Here is an 18,260-nt window from a genome sequence, read left to right as displayed (position 1 = left end):
CACTGGCGTGCCCCGATAAAAGGCCTGATCCCTCATACCGGTTCATCATGGCTGACGGCGTCCATCTGGACGACTCCACACGTCGTGCGGCGAGGCTCCACGCCGAGCACAGCGGCTTGCGTGTCGTCGATCTCATCCCTGGTGATCTTCCCGCCCACAACGCCATGGAGCTCGTTCGGCGCTTGGACACCGCGGTGTTCCGAGCCGATCCTCTCCATCCCGGACGCGGTGCACTGCACGCCCTGCTCGTACACGAGTCCGTACTCGACCGTATGGACATCGACGTTCCGGACACAGTCAGTTGTCGGCAGATGATCGACCTCGTCGGGGAGCTCAAAAAACACGCGCCGACGACGACGGACGCGGTGGTGGTACCCGCGTTGCGCAGCAGACCACAGACTCTGCCGGACCGGCGTCTCCTCGTTCAAGAGGTCGCCCCCATGGCAATCACGGCTGTTGCCATGGCACCCCCACTGCTTCTCTGGCTCACCCTGACCGCCCTGATGGTCACCGCTCCGGTCATCGGCTTCCTCGCCACCGTCTCCTGGTGTCTGCAGCCCTACCTCGTTTTCACCGGAACGTCATTGCGGCCCGCCGACCTGCACGGCACCTGCGCGCTCCGCTGGATCCAGCCCCCCTGGCGATGGGTGCGCACGGCTCTGGGGCCCTGGCAGCCACGTGTCCCATGCGACGTCCTGGAACTGGCACGCAAGGACTACGCGCAGGCACTCGCCGAGGGAACTACCCCGTTCTTCGAAGGCCGAAGGCCCGACTGCCCCTGGTGCGGGTCCAGCGACTTGGCGACATTCCTTCGCAGTCCGGACCTGGCTCAGCACAAGCCCGGACACTTCACTCTCGAGCAGTGCCGGCAGTGCCGCCACATCTTCCAAAACCCGCGGCTGTCACCAGCCGGGCTGGAGTTCTACTACCGAGACTGCTACGACGGCCTCGGAGCGAAGCGGATGGACTCGCTGTTCCGCCGGAAGCGTGATGCCTACATGAGTCGGGCAGCAACCCTTGATCCGGAAGCGGCACCGCGCCGCTGGCTGGACGTCGGCGCGGGCCAGGGGCACTTCTGCCTCCTAGCTCAACAACAGTGGCCGACAACCCGGTTCGACGGCCTCGATATGAGTGCCGGTATCACGGAAGCCGAGCGACGCGGCTGGGTCACCACGGGCATCGCAGGCTCCTTCCCGGGCGTCGCTCCAGGACTGGCTGGCTCGTACGACGTCGTCAGCATGCACCACTACCTTGAACACACCCGTGACCCGCTTCGGGAACTGAAGGCGGCCGCCACGGTCCTCCGGCCCGGCGGTCACCTGCTCATCGAACTGCCCAACGGTCACTCCCTGCTGGGCCGCCTGCTTCGCAGCCGCTGGCTCCCCTGGCTCCAGCCCCAACACCAGCACTTCATCCCCGCCGAGAATCTGAGGAAGGCCCTTCACCAACACGGCTTCACCGTGGTGAAGGAGATGTACGGTGAGACCCACTCACCGGTGGACCTCGTCGCTGCAATCTGGCTCACACTTGAACAGGCGTTTCCCGAGCCGCATGTGCCCTGGCGGACGCCAGAACCCGCCCGGTGGAGAAGTATGCTGCGCGGCCCGGCGATTGTGGCCGCGCTCCCGGTAATGGTCATCGCCACCGCCGCCGATCGCGTCCTGGCCCGCCTCCTGCGCAGGACCAGGGGTGGCAACACCTACCGTCTACTCGCGCAGAAGCACTCAGATGGTGGCCCATGACCGCGGCACATCTCCAGCCCATGAGCCCAGCAGTACGGCCCGGTCGTACGCGCGTGCCGCCTGCCGGCGCTACTACCGTCCGTCTTCAGACGAATCTTGCCCAGAGCAAAAATGACGCGAGACTGACCGCTGCCTGAGGGCTCCGTGATTCTCCTCGCCGGCCTCAGCCCCCGCCGCCCGTGTTCTTACGGGTAGAGGGGCACGCGTCGGGGTGGATACGGTCGGTTTCCACGAGCCATTGGTGGACGGCGGCGGTGATGTCTCCTGCGGCCTGGTCGGTGCGGCGGGCGAAGTCTGTCGCGTCGAATCCTCCAGTGACGGAGGAGCCGTAGGAGGGTTCTTCGGTGTGGTCGGCTCGCTGGATGTCGTAGCGACGGATGCCCGTCCGGCGAGTCGGTCCGGCTGCCGTAGGAACGGGCGTGGCGGCTCGCCGCCCAGGCAGGCCCGTCGCCCAGGCCCGCCCGTCCGCCGGCCGCCGCCTGCCGCCTGCCGCCTGCGCCCAGGCTCCCTCCGCCCTCTCGCAAGGAAGATGCGACCGGGGATGGCGACGGTGGCTGTCGGCGCCACGACGAGCAGCGTCGCCAGTGATGACACCGCCCAGGCCGCGAGCGCGGCCCCCTGGGGCATACGCCCGGCTGGAAAGGTGGTCCACCCCGGTCAGGCGCATCGCCTTCCACCAAGCATTCGACTCGACGCGCGCCTCTTTGGCACGGGGGCCCGACCGGCGGTTGCACGCGGTGACGCACCCGCCACCGCGCCACGCTGCCAGCCGGCTGAGCCCGAACTAGCGGGGCTGTCCCCCTCATGCGGCACTACCAGTTCGTCCACGTCCCCTCATGCCCCCATCACCCTTCTTTCCCGCAGCCTTCATCAGGAGGAGCACACACGGGCAGTCGTATAGGTCTGTGCCCGCTAAGTCACCAGCACGATGCCGGGCTTCAGGTGCCCCGCGGTGGCCGACAACGGTGCCCCTCTCCTGTCAGGAGTCGCCCTTACCGGCAGTGCCCGGTGAGGCACACATCCCCGAGAGCATCATTCTGGGTAATCGATCGATTGCATAGAGTAATTTCGGGTAGCTGGTCGTACACACGGCTGCGTGTGGACGCTGAAGCCCATGCAGCCCCCAACGAGGACACGCGCAGGGAGCAGCTTATGGACAGGACTTTGGAAGCGCTGCTTGATGAGGTCCAGCAACGCGGAGGCTACGCCGTCCGGCAGGAGGCAGCCGGAGCTTTGCAGCGGGTGCTTGAGGTACTGGGGGCGCACCTCGTGGGCACTGACCGGACCGATCTCGCCCGTCTGCTGCCGCCGGAGTGCGCACCGCTGCTCATCGGCGCGCCACCGGCCAGTGAACCGCTGACCCCCGATGCCTTCGTCGCAGCGGTGGACGACTGCGACCAAGGTGGATCGCTCTACGCACGCCGGGCAGTCACGGCGGTGCTGGCCACGATCGCGGAAGCAGCTGACGATGCCCTTCTGCGTCGCATCCTTACGCAGTTGCCGCCGGGGCACGCCGGCCTGTTCGGGCGGATGGAGCCTGTATAGGGAGAGTTCAGCGTGCCGATCTCTCTTCGGGAGAACGGGACTCTCCGGCACATCGACCCTGACGGGGGCTTGTGGCTGTACGGCCCTGCGCCACAGGGCTGTACGGTCATCAAGCCAAGCTGGCTCCCCAACGCACCCGGTCTTTCCCCCGCGGGGTCGCGCAGCGCCATGCTGCGGGCCTTCACAGGAAGGGTGGCTTTCACGGTACTGCTAGCCCGCCTGGCGCTCCATCCTGCGATCGCCTCCGAATCCACCCTGGGCTCCATCAGTTCGCCAGAAGAGCTCCGTCATGCCGGCTTGCAGCTCGGGCGTGTACCTGAGGACATGGGCCAGGTGGGCCGGAACAGGTCACGGCAGGGAAGTTGAGGCGCCGCCAATCCCACCGCGCCCTGCTGGGTCTCATTCTCGGTCACCGAGCCTGCTCGTTCCGCCTCTGAGGGGTTGGAGGGCCCGGCCGGCCGGGGTGGCGAGCTAGCAGAGCGCCGGCCGGACAGCCGCAGGCGCGAGGCGTACGCCTGCGGCGCCCCAGCGGCGTCACGGCGTCGGCGGCGGCGCTGGGGAGCGGGACGCCAGACCGACCGCGCCGCGCCGGCCAGCGGCCAAGATGCGCGGCGGCCGTCACCGCCCGCCGTCCCGGGGAGCGGGCGGCACGGCTGCCCCCGGATCGTCGCCCGGGGCTTCGCCCAAGCTGCCGAAGCGGCTGATGGACGAGGGGCCGCACACCGAGGAGGCCGAGATGGGCTTGGTCCGTCCGGGGAAGCGGCGGGCCTGTCTCGCAGCAGAGGCAGAGATTCAGGAAGACCTGCCCGCACTCCACGACGGGTTCCGTAGCACGGTCCCGCCCCGTATCCCCGCCGTCGACGGCGGCGGGGATACGGGGGCAGCGGACACGGTCAGTGAGAGCACGGCGCTCCCACTTGTCCGGCCACCGGCTTCGCTACGGCGCGGCATGCCGCAGCGGCTGCCGCGTAGCGATCGGCCTCACCGGATTTGCTGAGTGCGATTCGTCCAAGTGCGCGCCTCGTCTGGCAGGCATTGCCGATCACCTGGAGTCTGACCTCGGTGCCCTGCGCCCGCAGGGGATCCGTTTGTCTGGAAGGACTCAGATGTCTGAACGCAACACGGTTCTGCGCAGTCTGCATGACATCGGCCTGGCGGCTTGGTTCGGAGGCTCTCTCATGGGGGCCGTCGGGTTGAACGGGGCGGCGCGCGACACGGTGAACGAGCCGGTTGTCGCCTCTCGGATCGCCAGCGCCGGCTGGGCGGCCTGGACTCCGGTGAACGCGGCCGCGATCGGCATCCACCTGGTGGGCGGCGCCGGCCTGCTGGGGGCCAACAGCGCCCGAGTGGCGTACCAGAGCGGCGTGGGCGCCTCCACTTTCGCCAAGACGGTCCTCACCGGAGCCGCACTCGCCGCCACCGCCTACAGCCGGGTCCTGGGCAAGAAGATCGAGCTCGCCTCGTCTTCCGACTCCGAGGACCAAGCGGCGGCCGCCGAGCACCCTGTGGAGTTGGAGAAGGCAGAGCGCCAGCTCGCGATGCTGCAGTGGGCCGTCCCGGCTCTCACGGCCGGGCTGCTGGTGCTCAACGCGCTGCACGGAGAGCAGCAGCGCCCTGAGCAGCAGAGGCAGGGGATGCTACGCCGGGCCGCCTCGCCTTTGGCCATGGCCGGGGGCACGGGTCTGGCCGCCGTACGGCGCGCCTGCCACAACGGTCCCATGACGAGTCACTGCTGACCCCCGCCCAGCAAGGCCCGGGAAACGGCCAGTCTGCCCCTCCAGCCCGTCCCGCACGGCTTCCCATCAGCTGTCCGCCGGCGTGGAAGCCCAGCCCACGGTTCGCACCCGCCACATCCAGCCGAGGAGAGACGCCATGCCCAGAGCTGCCACGACCAAGGTGACGCAGCCCGTCACGGACGACAGCATCAAGGTACGCCAACTCAGCCACTACCAGTTCACCTGGGTTGCCGGTGAGCCCGCTGCCCGAGGCACCCTCACCCTGCAACTCGTACTCGACGAAGGTGCCTGGGAAGAAGTGCTGACCGTTGATACGGACGACGCCGACGTGCTCCAGGACCTCTTGCGCAGCACGCCGACCGTGCACTACGACGTCAGTCGCCGAACCCTCATGTTCGGCGTCACCGCTGTCGGCACCTGACGGACGAGCCCGCCACGCCTGCGTCTGTCCGTCGCTTCGTGGGCCGAGCTGCTTGCGTCGAGAACCTGCCAACGTGCGCCGCTCTGGCGCGGCGTCACGTTGCGTGCTGGCCGGCAGCTTCTCCTACACCGGCGGCGGCCGGGGCGGTTGTGCGACTGCCGTGCGCGTCAGCGCACTCAGCAGGCGTGGCGTGCGGTGTGGGCGCGGTGTCCGTGCGGCGATGACGGCGAGCCGGGCAGGGAGCGAGGAGCTGATCCTCACGCCGGCCCGGGCCAGGACTCCTGCCGACTCAGAGCGGACAGCGCCCGGAAGATCACGGCGGCGGGCGGGCGGGCGGGCGGGCGGGCATCAGTACGGTGCCGCCGCAGGCGCGAGGCCCGCGGCATCGAGAACCCTGGAAAGGGCAAGGCAAGGGCGACGGCGAGTTTGTGGGACCGGATACGGGGGTGCGGGTACCGGTCTTGTGGGCCAGTCTTTCACGGTGTGAGGGGACTCGTCGGCCCCCGAAGCAACGCCCTCACCCGCCGCCATCTAGGTCGCTGTCGGCGGGGGTGCCGCGGGACCGGTACAGGACGCGCACGCTCGTCGCAGTCGCAGTCGCAGCCGTGGCCCCGGCATCCGATGCCCCCACCTCAGCCTCCATCGCGGCGGAGAGGCCACCATTCTGTCCGCGTGCATGAATCGGGCCGTATGAAGCATGCGAGGAGGCATGGAATGTGTGATCTACCAGGAGGTCTCCGGTGCAGCGCGGCGTGTGGACTGCTCGCAGGCCGACGAGGCGTGCCGCGTGGTGCTCAAGAATGTGGCGAACCTGGGCGAGGGGGAGTTCGGGTGGGTTCACCTGAGTGATCCCGCCGAGCACGAGGTGGTGGCCCTGGCCGACGAACTGGGTCTGCACCCGTTGGCGGTGGAGGACGCGGTGCAGGCGCATGAGCGTCCCAAGCGTGAACGCTATGACGATGTGCTGGCCGTGGCGCTGAAGACGCTCTGGTACGTCGAGGAGACCTCGCAGGTGGAGACCGGCGAGATGATGGTCTTCCTCGGGCCGCGCTTTGTCCTGACCGTCCGGCACGGCCCCAGCGATCCAGCCGTCGAGGCGGCCCGCCGACTCGCGGTCGATCCGGCGACGGTCTCCTGCGGTCCGGCGTCGGTGCTGCACGCCATCCTGGACGTGGCAGTGGACACCTACACCAAGGCAGCGGTCGGCGTGCGCGACGATCTCACCGAGCTGGAGCGGTCCGTCTTCTCCCCCGAGCGCGGCGATGTCACCGACCAGGTCTACTTCCTCAAACGGGAGGTGCTGGAGTTCCGTGACGCGATCCAGCCCCTGGTCCCCGTCCTGGAGGAGTTCACCGGCCCGCGCGCCCCGTGGCCCGAGGACCTGCTGCCCTACTTCCGTGATGTGGCCGACCATCTGCACCGCGCGGACACCGAGGTCCGGTCCCTGGATGATCTGCTGGGCTCCGTCCTCGACGCCCACCTCGCCCGGGTCGGGACCTGGCAGAACGACGACATGCGCAAGATCTCCGCCTGGGCGGCCATCCTCGCCATCCCCACCATGGTGGCCGGCGTGTACGGGATGAACTTCGAGCACATGCCCGAACTTGGCTGGAGCTTCGGCTACCCCCTGGCGCTGGGAGTGATGGCCGCAGCGGCAGGGATGCTGTATCGAGCCTTCCGCCGCAACGACTGGCTCTGAACCCGTATGGGCGTCAGGGGCGGGGGCGCGTTTCGCTCTGCCCGCACACCCACGCAAGCGCGTCACGCACACCGTGGATGTAGTCGCGGGGCACCGTGCGCTGGGTGGAGTCCGCCATCTGCACCGTAGCCGCAGCCACTTCCGCGGTCAGCGCCTGAAGGTTCGGGGGACCGTCTGTCGCCTGCCCGGTGATCGGCGCCGGCGCACCGCGACCCAGCGCCCAGAGGTACCCGGTCAAGGCGCCGCGGGTGTACTGCGTCTGCTGATCGGGTCCGGCGGCCTCAGCCTCCAGATGCCGGTGGGCCTCCTCGGCATCATCGAGGCTGCGCACCCCCACCATCACTTCCGCGTTAGTCGTCATACAGGTATGACTATCCCTCGGCGACGACGCTCATGTTCGCCACGGCCCGGCGCTCACCCGTCGGGCGGTAACCGTCCCGGCGTACCGGCCCGCTCTGCGTAGGACAGAACTGCGCGGCAGGGGATCCGGCTCACTGCCGCCCAGGCGCGGCCGGGCGCGATGGCTGGTGTGGTCCGCGCCTATCACGGTCCGGCACCGTCAGGACATGCTCGCCGCGTACCCCGCCGACCTCGGCGACATCGACCGGGCCAAGCCGACCCGCTGTATCGAGGAGTGCGTCGCCTGCGCGTATGCGTGTAGCGCGTGCGCGGACGCCTGCCTCTCCGAGGGCATGGTCGGCGACCTGGCCAAGTGCATCCGCACCGACATGGACCGCGCCACTTGTGCACCGCCACCGATGCGGTCCTCTTCCGACATACCGGCCACGACGCCCACATCAGCAGCTGCCATCCTCACCGCCTGTGCCGTCGCCCCCGTCGCGACCGCCGGCTTCTGCCGGGTACGGCCAAGCGGACTGCCCCGGCACTGGTCGACGGCGGGACCGGCGGTGCGGCAAGATGCGGGGGAACTCATGGCCGGACGTGCCATCGCAGGAGGCAAGTGGTGTTGACGGTGAGGATGCAGCGTGGTCCTGTGACGGTGGCAGGGCTACCGGAAGAGATCGATCACCACAATGCCCGCCAGGTCGGGGACCAGTGCGGCCAGTTGGTCGGTGAGGGCTGCCGGTTGCTCGTCCTGGACGCTTCCCTCACCCACTACCTTGACTCGTCGGCCATCACCATGCTGCTCATCCTTCGGCGCACGGTGGAGGAACACGCCGGGAGTCTGCGGATCGCGGCGCTGAACACGCACTACCGATCCATCTTCGCGAGACTGGGGGTCGATTCCCTGTTCAGCGTCTACCCGACGCTGACGACGGCCCTGGAACAGAGCCAGCCGACCGGTATGCCGTCCATCGCGGGGTACGGCGGCCTCGACGGCGCGCCGGTTCGTGTCTGATCCGTGTCATTCCCGCCCCTCTGCGGTGGACGTGGGTGTCCGGCACGGACTGGTCATCGGTGGCCTTCCGCACCAGGTGGTCGTAGGTCCCGGTGAGGGCGAGCAGCCGGTCAAGCGCCGGGGACCGGTTGTCCAGGTGCAGCCGGGCGCCCGTGCTGGTGAAGCGCTCGATCCGGAGCAGGGCCGAGAGGCCCAGCGAGTCGCAGATGGAGAGTTCCGCGAGGCCGGGGTGGAGGTGGAGGTGCCGCAGGTGAGGGTGGCGCTTGATGACACCGGTGGCTTCGGCGAGAGGCCGCGCACGTGTCGAAGGCCAGGTCCCCGGCCGCGGTTGTCCGCACGTGTCGGATGCGGTGGGCGTTGCGCGCAGTTCGAGCGCACCATCGACGGGGCTGGTCATCCGGGGCTTCCGTTGCGTGTGGTCGCGGCGGTCTCAGCAGGCGGGGCGGATCGCCGCGCAGGTGGGGCGGTGCGGCCGTGGGCGAGGAAGGCTTGCGCGCGAGGGAAGTCGCGCAGTTGCTCATGCAGGAGATCCAGGCCGGGCAGGAGTGCGGCAGCGGACACCCTTCGGGCGGTGAGGATGCCGGCGGTCCAGGTCACGAAGCCGGTGAACAGCCCGGTGTCGTCGACGTAGAGGGCGGCGGCGAGGAAGTCGACGATGTGCGCCAGGTCCTCCGCGGTGCGTCCACGCTGCTCGTCGCTGTACGCCCATCGCCGGATGGCGGTCTGCCAGGCCCGTGAAGGTCCCTCGCACCAATTGGCGGGCATTGCGCTTTACCAGGGTGTACTCCTGGTCGAGCAGGTGGGGAAGCGTGGCGGTGGCCCGGCGGGCGCCGTCCGGCAGCGGCAGGCCCTGCGCGAGCCGGTCGGCGGCGGCCCGGGCGTCCGGGGCCCACCCCCGGGCGCCCAGACGCCGGGCGTAGCGCCCGCCGGGGCCGAAGGCGGCGCCGCCGACGATGACGGGGGTACCGGCAGACTGACAGGCGGTGATGACGGCGTGTGCGGTGGGCAGCCGGGTGGGCAGGGAGCCGGACAACGCGACGACGTCGGCCCCGGTCCGGTGCAGGTGGGCGATCAGGTGGGCCGACGGCACCTGGGCTCCGAGGCAGTCGACGTGCCAGCCGCGCAGGCGGAGGACCTCGGCCAGCAGGCGGGCGGGCATGGCGTGCCACTCGCGGTCCACGCACGCGACGGTGATACGGCCGCGGACCGTCTCCGCACGGTGCTGAGGGAGGGAGGCGACGGCGCGGTCGTTGATGGCGGTCGCCCCATGCTCCTCCGCGACCGACGTGCGGTTCGCGGCCCACTCGACACCGACCCGGTGCTGCACGGTGCCGATCACGTCCAGCAGTATCGCCTCGCTGTCCAGGCCCGCGTCCAGGGCGTTGCGGACCGTGTCCAGAGCGGAATACTCGTCCCCTGCGGCCACGGCGCTCCACAGTTTCCCGACCCGCACACTGGCCGGCTCCGCCCGCTCCGGCGCCTGGGGGGCCGACAGGGGTGCCCGGTGCGAACAGGGGCGGCGAACTGTCCGCCGGATCGTCCGGCAACCAGTGAACGGACGTCGGAGCGGTCATCCTGTGTACCTGCCTGGCGTGGTTCCGTCCACTGCTGTCAGGTGAGTGCCGCCGGGGGCGGTGATCGCCACCAGGGCCATGTCGTCGTGCTTGCCGTCGCCGACCCACTCGGAGGCGAGCATCTGGACACGCTCGACGACTGCCGCAGCGGGCATGCCCGCGCACTGTGCCAGGGCTCGTTCGAGGCGGGCTTCACCGAACAGCTCGTCCCCCATGGGGCCTCCCTTCGCCTCAGGGATGCCATCGGTGAACAGCAGGCAGGTCTCCCCCGGCGCCAAGGTGACCTCGGTGGTCCTGGAGGTGAGCGTGGGCAGGACACCGATGAGCGAGCCGCGAGTGTCGGTCTCCTCCACGGTGCCGTCGTGACGGACGATCAGCGGAGCCGGATGGCCGGCGCTGGTCAACCGCAACCGTGCTCCGCCTCCGGATCGGGTGACCGAAGCCAGGACCATGGTGGCGAACCGGGTGTGGTGGGAGGTGAGCAGCGCTCGGTTGAGCAGCGTCAGCATCCGGTGATGATCGTCCGCCATCGGCAGCAGCGCGTGCAGGGTGTTGCGGATCTTGCCGGTGAGGACCGCGGCTTCCAGGCCCTTGCCGCACACATCGCCAAGCACCACCAGCGCACCGGGCCCGGAGCCCACTTCGCCGTCGGTGTGGTGAATGTCGTAGAAGTCCCCTCCCACCCGTTCACCGTCCCCCGAGGTTCGATAGCCCGCAGCCATCTCCACGCCCTCGAGCTTCGGCAACTGCGGAGGAAGAAGATCGCGCATGAGGACGTCGGTGATCGCCGCCTGCTCGGCGTAGAGTCGCGCTGCGGACAGCGCCGCGCCGGCCCGGGTGGCGAACAGCACGGCACACTCCTCCTCGCTGTCGCTGAAGGTTGTACCCCCGCTCGAGCGCAAGAGCAGCAGAGCGCCGGCCGGTACTCCCGGACCGGGCAGCGGCATGACGACCAGTGAACCGACAGCGCCGAAGCCCTCGGGGACGACCCACTCCGGCGCCGAGGCGGGGTCTATCCAGCGGGACGGGAGGGGTGGAAAACCGCGCAGCGCCTCTGCCAGTCCGGGCACCGTCGCGGGATCGCGCGGCATGGACCGATGCTCCACGCGCTCACCGTCGGTGCACAGGACCATCGGTAGCCGGCGGCCTGCCACCGGAGCGACAACGACGGCGGCATCGGCGAGATGCTTCGCCGCCAGGCGGGCCGTGACCTCCATGCACCGCTCCGGATTCAGGGTGGACAGCAGGGAGGTGGACGCCTCTATGAGGAACCGCGTATGTTCCCGTTCTGCGGTCAGCTGCCGGAGTGCGAGGCCGTGGTCGGTGTCGTCCACCAGCCACCAGCGGGTGAACCCGCCCTGGAGCGCAAGGCGGTGCGCGACGAAGGACCGGTCGCCGATCCACCCCCGCACGTCACCGGGTGCAGAGGCGGTCAGCCATGCGGGCAGACCTCCCGTCGCCGTCTCACCGACGACGATTTCGGGCATCAGGGCTGCCGCCGCCGCGTTACGCTCGACGACCAGGCCGTCAGCGCTGATGATCAACGCGGCGCCGGCCGCCACCTGGTCCCGCGCACCGATGGTGGAGTCCTCTACGGGACTTGACGGACCTCGCTGATCATTTCGCACGGTGCGGATTCCCTCGCGGGGCCCTCAATCTTCACTCAGGACAACTATTGCTTTCTGGTAAGAGTGTTCCCGAAGTCGGAGGGATGATGCAAGGCGGGCATGTCGCACGAGGCAGCGCGTTCTCGACACGCTGACGGCCCGCCGTAACGGCGATTCGGAAGCCCTCGCGTCCTCGTAACCGGGATTCAGGAGTCTCTGCATCCGCGACTCGGCCCAATCGCCGCCACACCGTCCCCGACCCCACAGGCGGTGAGTGGGCCGATAGTTGACGGGGGGCAAGCGTTCTGTGCCATGCTGGGAGGACGCCAGCCTGGTCTGGTGGGAGATCCCGAGCCGTCCTTGCTGGGCCACTTCAGTGGCCGGGGCGCGGTACGGGCGCCTTACTCGGCTGTGTGCGGCCGTATGCCGCACGCTTGACGGCGCCGGCCCTCCGGAATCCGCCGTTTTGGGCTCGACCCCTTGGCTTAGGGGGCGGACCGTGCACGCTTTCACCGTAACCGTCGAACATCATCCCGATCTGACGCTGATCGAAGTCGTCGGGGAAGTGGACATGGTGACCGCACCGGCGGTCGATGAGGCCGCCCTCGTCGCCCCCTTCGGCGGCACCCTGCGCCTGGACCTGTCAGGGGTGAGCTTCATGGACTCCAGCGGTCTGAATCTGCTGCTGCGTCTACGCCGCCGCATGCAGTCGGAGGCCGGTCGCCTGGAGGTGGTCGGGCTTCAGGAGCAGCCGTCCGACCTGCTGCACATCACCGGAGCCTACGAACTGCTCGCCGCGGCCGACGATGCCGGCGAGGTGCCGCCCGGTCGGCGGGTCACCGGTCGAACCGTAGGGCACGGGTCCTGCGCCGCCCCGGCGACGTAGTCGGCAGCCATGGCGGGAGGTCCGCACCGACGCGACCCCGCCCCCTCCGGGCGTCCTGGGCTCCAGCTCGCCCGGCGTCCTCCCTCGGCGAGAGATTCTCCTGTGCCCAGCGGCGTCGTTCCGCCGGCGGCACGTTGACGGACGGACGCGTCCAGGGCGGGCCTGAGATGAGCCGCCCGACGAGGAGAGCTTCCGGGCGTCGTCCGCCAGGCCGCTGACCCGCGCTGACCCGCTCCGTCGGCTGAATGCGGAGAGTTCCCCGACCCGCTCGGGGAGCCAAGTCCACCGCTGCCGGAAAGAGTGCGCCGAAGACGCTTTCCTCACCGCTTCTGGCGCGTACATTTGTGAGGAAGACATGCATACGTGCGAAAGCGGCGGCTCAGTGAGATATCCGGCGTCGTCCGATGAACCTCTGTACGACGTGGCCCGCATGGTGGCGGAAGCTACGGAAGCCCTGGTAACCACGTGGTCGGGCGCCACGCGCGCCACAGCGCCACCGAGGTTGTCCGCTCTCCAGTGGCAGGCGCTGGTGAGCGCGCAACGCTCCCCCGGTGTCAACCTCACACACCTCGCCGAACAGGTCGGCACGACCATGCCCGCGACAAGCAGACTGTGCGACCGGCTGGAAGCAGCGGGACTACTGCGCCGGGAGGTGCAGCCCGCCAGCCGGCGGGAGATCTGTCTGTTCCTGACCCGACGAGGTCACGAGGCCGTGGACGCACTGCTGGACCAGCGCACGCGGGCGATCCACGACATTCTCGTCGGCATGGCCGCCGATCGGCGCGGGGAGCTTCTCAGCGGGCTCACCGCCTTCGCACGCGCCGTGTCGGCCACCCCCGAAGGCCGGAAATTCTCTGATCCCCCAGTGGACGGTGCGCTGCGCCAGGCACGATGACGGTCGCATCGGGCGGCTGCCGCGCCCAGCCGCCCCATGAGGTGGACGAGGCGGGCGCAGCCCCCTGAACGCTATCCCTCCGGGTGCCTCTGCCTTCCCCACCGGTCCAGGCACACGACCGCCGCGTCAGCAGGCAGTTCCCCGGAGTGGTGCTGCGTCAGCCCGTCGACGACGGCACGCGCCGCGTCGTACGGGCGGGACCTGCCGGCCGCAGCGATGGTCTCCCTCAGGGCCCCGCTCACCGAAAGCGGCGCCGTCGTCGTGCGAGGCCGACCCGTGCACGCCGCTACTGACCAGGTCTCGGAATCCTCGAACATCCCCAGCGGCATCTGTGCATCGAAGACAACACGTTGCACCATGCCGTGCCGCAGGCGGAACAACTGCGGAGAACCGGCGTCGACGGCGTGCGCTCGGCCGGTGACCAGGTCGAAGCGCAGCAGGAGGGTCGGTGCGGAGCGCCTGCCTTCGTACTCCTAGACGGCCTGATCGGCGAGATACGCCTGCTCCTCCAGGGAAACGCCGGCACGGCGCGCGTTGCGCAGCGCGTTGACGGTGAGGTTCGTCAGAAGGGCCGCGGTGATGCCGTGATCCGTTGTCGCCACTGAAGTCGTACGCCGGCTCCAGGTGGCGCCGAGGGTGTACTCCTGCCGGGCGAGGCCGCGGCCCGGCAGCATTGCCCCTGCATCTACGCTGCCGGGGTCAGCCTCTCGCGGCGGCGGGCCTGGAGGTGGAGATCGGTGGCCCGCTCCGCGACGATCAGTGTGGCCCGGCAGTGCCCGGTCCCCCGGTCGGAGTGGGGAAAGGCTGCGCCTAGGCTTTGTCCATGCTGCTGATACACGGCGGGAAGGCCGTAGCTGACGCTCCCGAACTGCGCACGGGGGGAGTGCCCCTCGTCCCGGACGGGTTCGTCTGGCCGAGGTGCCGCGAATGCGGCGGGGCCATGCTGTTCTTCGCTCATCTGCCCCTCGATCCGGGCGTGATCGCTGTCTTCCTCTGCCAGAACAACCCGGGCCTGTGCGACGACTGGGACGCCACCGCCGGTGCCAACCGCGCGTTTGTGTTCGAAGGTCGGCTGTCGGCGGCCACCGTCCCCGCCGACGGAGAGACGCTGCTCGGTGCGGTGACCGCCCTGCGCCCCCACCCCGCCGACACCCCGACCGCGGAGCCGGTGCTGGGCCGACTGGGTGGCGAACCCGACTGGCTCCAAGGTGACGAGACTCCCGGCTGTCCCTCCTGCGGCGCCCCCATGTCCTTCACGGCCGAATTCGAAGAGGGAGCCGACTTCGCCACCTCCGCCAACTTCGGCGGAGGCGGCCTCGGCTACGTCTTCCACTGCCGCCCCTGTAGCGAGGCCGCCTTCCTTTGGCAGCGATAGGGGCCGCCCGCCGGCTCATGCCCGGAGCAGTATTCGGATCGCCGCGAGGTGAGCCGGTCAGAGCAGGCCCCGCGCACGTTGGTCCACCCCGCCGTTGTCCTGCTGCCGTGCGGATGCTGTGTCGCCACCGCGCTGCTGGGCGGGGCAGGTCACCGCTCCGTATGGGCCGGCCCTTGGCCGCCGGTCAACATCCTGCCGTTCGCCACGGAAACGCAGGCGGGGCTGAACCTGGCGGCCGGAGACGGCCGGAGATCGGACGATGTGCCGGTGGCCGGCTGCGAATCCCCGTACGCGGCGGCGAAGGGCCGAGGGCGGCGGTCCCCCAGGAGTGGTGCCCGGGGGAACGTGGCCGAAGTACGACGGTCCCGCCCGGGGCCTGATCGATCAGTGGGGCCTTCCGCCCCTGTGGCGGGAGGACGGCCCCGGCCTCTTCCGGTGGCCGCCCGGTCAGCACAGCTTGGCGACTGCCGCGCTCGTGGTCTGCTTGAAGGCGGCCACGGCGCGTTCCCGAAGTCGCCCATCTGTCCCCACTCCGCGACGGTGACGGTCCTGCCGTCCCACCCGACCCACAGCAGGGCGATGTCGGTGGGGCCCCAGGACGTCTCGGTGTGCAGGCCGCGGACGCGGGCGCCCTCCTCGACCGGCAGCCTGCCGTAGTCCCGGCCCCCGGCCTCGACGTCGGGCGAGGACTCCTCTATGCGGTCGGCGCAGATGCGGATCAGGTCGTCGTAGTGCTTCGCCAAGGCCTCGGCCTGGGCGGCCGTGCCCGCCACGACGGTCAGCTGTACGGCGCTGGTTTCCAGGTCGGTCCGGAACGCCCGGTGCCGGTAGTCGTAGGCGGGCACACCCTCCGTGCTCACGCGGAAGCCGAGTTGCTCCGGGATCGGTGACCGGCCCGGCGGTCCGGGACGACGTCGGGTGCGGCGGCATCTGGGACGCCGACAGGAACTCGGAGCCGGCGGCCTTCGGCGCGGCGCCGGCGGCCGGTGCCGTGAGAACCGTGCCCGCTGCGGCCTTCGGGCTCCGCCACCCCGAGGAGGAAGCCGGGCACCTCTCGCCCGCCCGGCGCGACATCCGCCCCGGCCGGCGGCGGCCAGCCCGCCCGGATTGCCGCTCACCTGGTCCGTCAACTCTCGTGCCTGGCAGCCGGTTGCGGTTACGACCACGTCATCGCCAAGCCGCCGGGGCAGGTCCCCCCTCCCCCGGCCCCGCAGGACGCGGCGCCCCCCTGGGCGGCGACGCGGAGCGCGGTGCACGGCGGCGAGACGTTCGTGCGGCTGTCGGTGCAGGGGCGCAACGACACGGCCGTCGTGCTGGAGGTGCTGGGCGTGCGCGTGGTCGGCCGTACGGCGCCGGCCGGGGGCAGCGCCTACGCCATGGACCAGGGCTGCGGCGGCTCGCTCACTCCCCGGTACTTCGCCGCGGACCTGGACAAGGACCGCCCCATCGCCCGCGCGGCCGCCGGGAACGACTCCGGCACGCCGATCCCGGCCGTGCGCATGCCCTACCGGGTCTCGGCACAACCCCGCTCGTGCGGCTGCCGCTGGTACCGGAGCTGGACTGGTCCTCCCAGGGCCGCAAGGGCACTGTGCGCATCGACGACGACGGCCGCCCGTTCCGCACCAGCGCCATCGGGCCTGCCCCGGTACGCGTACGACCCCCGGGAATGCCGCTGGGGACCCTATGGCTGAGGAGTGACGACGAACCCTGCCGGCGTTCAGCGCGTCGTGACAGGACAGGGAGCTGATCAATGAGACGCACCCGGCGGAGCCCCGGCGGGTCGTCGTCGATGTCGCGGCCCGCCTTCGGCCGAGGATGGGGTTCGGGTGCCGTAACGAGCCGGGTAAGACGGCTGCTCTTCCGCCCTCCGCCGGCCTTCCGGTCCGAAGCTCATCGGGAGGTGCGTCCGTCGGGGCGGCCGGTGTGCGGTCTACCAGGCGACCGGGAGGGTTTGCGGGCCACGGATCAGCCCCTTGCGCTGCCAGATCATCTCCTGAGGCTCTACGGCCAGACGCAGGCCGGGGAACCGGTTCAGCAGGCTGGAGACGATCATTTCCAGTTCCATGCGGGCAAGCGAGGCGCCGATGCAGTGGTGCACGCCGTGCCCGAAGGCCATGTGGGCCATGGGCGGCCGGTCGAAGTCGATGGTGTCCGGGTGGGGAAAGACCTGCGGATCCCAGTTGGCGGCGAGATACGACGCATACACCACCTCACCGGCGCGGATCACGACGTCGCCGACCTTGGTGTCCTCTACGGCGACCCGTGGCAGGCCCACCCCGTTGCGGTGCGGGATGTAGCGCAGCAGCTCGTCAACCGCCCGGGGGATCGCTTGCGGTTCGGCGCGGAGCCGAGCGAGGTGTTCAGGGTGCGTGAGGAGGGCGTACACCATGTTGGCGCTGTTGTTGCGGACCGCGTGGGCGGCGCTGACCTGGATCGCGGTGGTGACGGAGACTGCCTCTTCCTCGCTCATCTCGCCGCTGTCCATCGCCTCGGCGAGCACCGTAGCCAGGTCCTCGCGGGGTTCGCGGCGGCGGCGCTGCAACAGCTCGAGGATGTAGGCGGTCAGCTGAGCCTTGGCCTGTCGGCTGGTCTCCGGGCCTGGTCCGGCCGACAGAACCAGGTCGGGCCAGGCAGCCAGCCGTGGCCTCTCCTCCTCCGGAACGCCGATCAGATCGCTGACCACGGCAAGGGGGAAGGGCCCATGGAAGAGGGCCATGAGGTCTGCCGGGGCGCCGTGCAGTTCCACCTCGTCGAGCAGACGGTCAGCGGTCGCCTGCGCCAGGGGCCGCAGCCGCTTCATGCTCTGCAAGGTGAAGACCTTGGCGACGATCTTCTTCATCCGGGTGTGATCCGGTGGATCGGCATAGTTCAGCCCGGCGTGCGAGGCGACCGTGTGTCCGGTCATCCGGGTGGCCGTCCGCCGGCGGTGAACCAGCGCGCTGCGGCTGAAGCGCGGATCGGAGGTGACCATCCTGACGTCCTCGTACCGTGTGACGAGCCAGGCCTCCCCGTCGCCGTGGGGCAGCCGGATGCGCGCCACGGGCTCATCGCGCAACAGTTCGGCCAGCAGAGGGTCGAATTCCAGGCCCCGCAGGTCGTCGAGCGCCCAGAACCGTGCGGGGGGTGTTCGGTCCGCTGCGGTGGTTGTGTCCGTCATCCTGGTGGTCCTCTTCGTTCACGGTGATCGGTCGGAGCCATGTGTTCCCGCTGAAGCGCGCGAGGTGACCACTTGTCCGGCGAACCAGCCTGATCGGAGGAGCGGGCAATTTCGTGAGGCGGCGCGTGCTCGGGCATCCCGGACCCCTGTCGGCCGGTTGAAAAACACACTTTTTTGATCGGCCGGGTGACGCCGCGCCAAGCTGGTGCGGGAGCTGCCGTGCGCGGGGGAGGAAGGGGCTCGTCGGCAGGAGCTCGAACAGG

At 69.9% G+C, this 18,260-nt stretch carries 15 protein-coding genes and 2 pseudogenes; 11 read left to right on the top strand and 6 right to left on the bottom strand.

The window, feature by feature from the left end; all coding sequences use genetic code 11:
- The first annotated feature begins 47 nt into the window (after positions 1-47).
- The 5 genes from IE109_RS29505 to IE109_RS29485 all read left to right on the top strand — a co-directional run bounded on the left by IE109_RS29505 (position 48) and on the right by IE109_RS29485 (position 7,143).
- A complete protein-coding gene (locus IE109_RS29505; RefSeq protein ID WP_229891701.1) occupies positions 48-1,742 on the top strand; it encodes a class I SAM-dependent methyltransferase in 1,695 nt (564 codons plus the stop codon).
- A 1,152-nt stretch (positions 1,743-2,894) separates the two neighbouring features.
- Positions 2,895-3,287 carry a DUF2267 domain-containing protein gene (locus IE109_RS29500; protein ID WP_189554422.1) on the top strand — a complete coding sequence of 131 codons (393 nt, stop codon included), beginning with the start codon at positions 2,895-2,897 and terminating at the stop codon, positions 3,285-3,287.
- A 1,106-nt stretch (positions 3,288-4,393) separates the two neighbouring features.
- Entirely contained in the window at positions 4,394-5,023 is a 630-nt protein-coding gene (locus tag IE109_RS29495) for a hypothetical protein (RefSeq protein ID WP_189554421.1), read from the top strand.
- 136 nt (positions 5,024-5,159) lie between these two features.
- Positions 5,160-5,444 carry a hypothetical protein gene (locus IE109_RS29490; RefSeq protein ID WP_189554420.1) on the top strand — a complete coding sequence of 95 codons (285 nt, stop codon included), beginning with the start codon at positions 5,160-5,162 and terminating at the stop codon, positions 5,442-5,444.
- A 709-nt stretch (positions 5,445-6,153) separates the two neighbouring features.
- The gene (locus IE109_RS29485; protein WP_189554419.1) at positions 6,154-7,143 is read left to right on the top strand and encodes a magnesium and cobalt transport protein CorA; all 990 of its coding nucleotides are present in this window, start codon (positions 6,154-6,156) and stop codon (positions 7,141-7,143) included.
- A gap of 13 nt (positions 7,144-7,156) precedes the next feature.
- Here the strand turns inward: IE109_RS29485 and IE109_RS29480 are convergent, their stop codons facing one another.
- Entirely contained in the window at positions 7,157-7,504 is a 348-nt protein-coding gene (locus IE109_RS29480; protein ID WP_189554418.1) for a hypothetical protein, read from the bottom strand.
- 205 nt (positions 7,505-7,709) lie between these two features.
- Here IE109_RS29480 and IE109_RS34150 point away from each other — a divergent pair, with 205 nt between their 5' ends.
- Both IE109_RS34150 and IE109_RS29470 read left to right on the top strand, forming a co-directional pair.
- Positions 7,710-8,114 (top strand): four-helix bundle copper-binding protein, encoded by a 405-nt coding sequence (locus IE109_RS34150; protein ID WP_506417189.1) that lies wholly within the window; start codon positions 7,710-7,712, stop codon positions 8,112-8,114.
- A gap of 23 nt (positions 8,115-8,137) precedes the next feature.
- On the top strand, positions 8,138-8,503 hold the full coding sequence (locus IE109_RS29470) for an STAS domain-containing protein (protein ID WP_229891699.1): 366 nt from the start codon (positions 8,138-8,140) through the stop codon (positions 8,501-8,503).
- Between the two features lie 393 nt (positions 8,504-8,896).
- Here IE109_RS29470 and IE109_RS29465 read toward each other — a convergent pair.
- Together IE109_RS29465 and IE109_RS29460 are read right to left on the bottom strand one after the other, a co-directional pair.
- Positions 8,897-9,998, bottom strand: a pseudogene (locus IE109_RS29465) (cobalamin B12-binding domain-containing protein).
- A 75-nt stretch (positions 9,999-10,073) separates the two neighbouring features.
- The gene (locus tag IE109_RS29460; protein ID WP_189554462.1) at positions 10,074-11,564 is read right to left on the bottom strand and encodes a PP2C family protein-serine/threonine phosphatase; all 1,491 of its coding nucleotides are present in this window, start codon (positions 11,562-11,564) and stop codon (positions 10,074-10,076) included.
- A 619-nt stretch (positions 11,565-12,183) separates the two neighbouring features.
- Between IE109_RS29460 and IE109_RS29455 the strand changes: the two genes are divergently transcribed.
- Positions 12,184-12,570, top strand: coding sequence for an STAS domain-containing protein (locus IE109_RS29455; RefSeq protein ID WP_189554417.1), 387 nt, complete (start codon positions 12,184-12,186; stop codon positions 12,568-12,570).
- A 355-nt stretch (positions 12,571-12,925) separates the two neighbouring features.
- On the top strand, positions 12,926-13,465 hold the full coding sequence (locus IE109_RS29450; protein WP_189554416.1) for a MarR family winged helix-turn-helix transcriptional regulator: 540 nt from the start codon (positions 12,926-12,928) through the stop codon (positions 13,463-13,465).
- A 473-nt stretch (positions 13,466-13,938) separates the two neighbouring features.
- On the opposite strand, the gene IE109_RS33940 is transcribed toward IE109_RS29450, so the two are convergent.
- Entirely contained in the window at positions 13,939-14,139 is a 201-nt protein-coding gene (locus IE109_RS33940) for a PP2C family serine/threonine-protein phosphatase (protein WP_308431409.1), read from the bottom strand.
- Between the two features lie 149 nt (positions 14,140-14,288).
- Here IE109_RS33940 and IE109_RS29440 point away from each other — a divergent pair, with 149 nt between their 5' ends.
- Entirely contained in the window at positions 14,289-14,840 is a 552-nt protein-coding gene (locus IE109_RS29440) for a hypothetical protein (protein ID WP_189554415.1), read from the top strand.
- A gap of 447 nt (positions 14,841-15,287) precedes the next feature.
- Here IE109_RS29440 and IE109_RS29435 read toward each other — a convergent pair.
- Positions 15,288-15,914 (bottom strand): annotated as a pseudogene (locus IE109_RS29435) (hypothetical protein).
- A gap of 176 nt (positions 15,915-16,090) precedes the next feature.
- Here IE109_RS29435 and IE109_RS33440 point away from each other — a divergent pair.
- Entirely contained in the window at positions 16,091-16,531 is a 441-nt protein-coding gene (locus tag IE109_RS33440) for a hypothetical protein (protein WP_229891697.1), read from the top strand.
- A gap of 239 nt (positions 16,532-16,770) precedes the next feature.
- Here the strand turns inward: IE109_RS33440 and IE109_RS29425 are convergent, their stop codons facing one another.
- Complete coding sequence (locus IE109_RS29425) at positions 16,771-17,997, bottom strand: cytochrome P450 (RefSeq protein WP_189554414.1); 1,227 nt, start codon at positions 17,995-17,997, stop codon at positions 16,771-16,773.
- Positions 17,998-18,260: the final 263 nt, after the last annotated feature.

Origin of the sequence: Streptomyces lavendofoliae, assembly GCF_014649735.1 — a bacterium.
Classification (GTDB): domain Bacteria; phylum Actinomycetota; class Actinomycetes; order Streptomycetales; family Streptomycetaceae; genus Streptomyces; species Streptomyces lavendofoliae.
The sequence above is the reverse complement of the archived record's forward strand: the minus strand, read 5'-3'. Positions and strand labels throughout refer to the sequence as shown.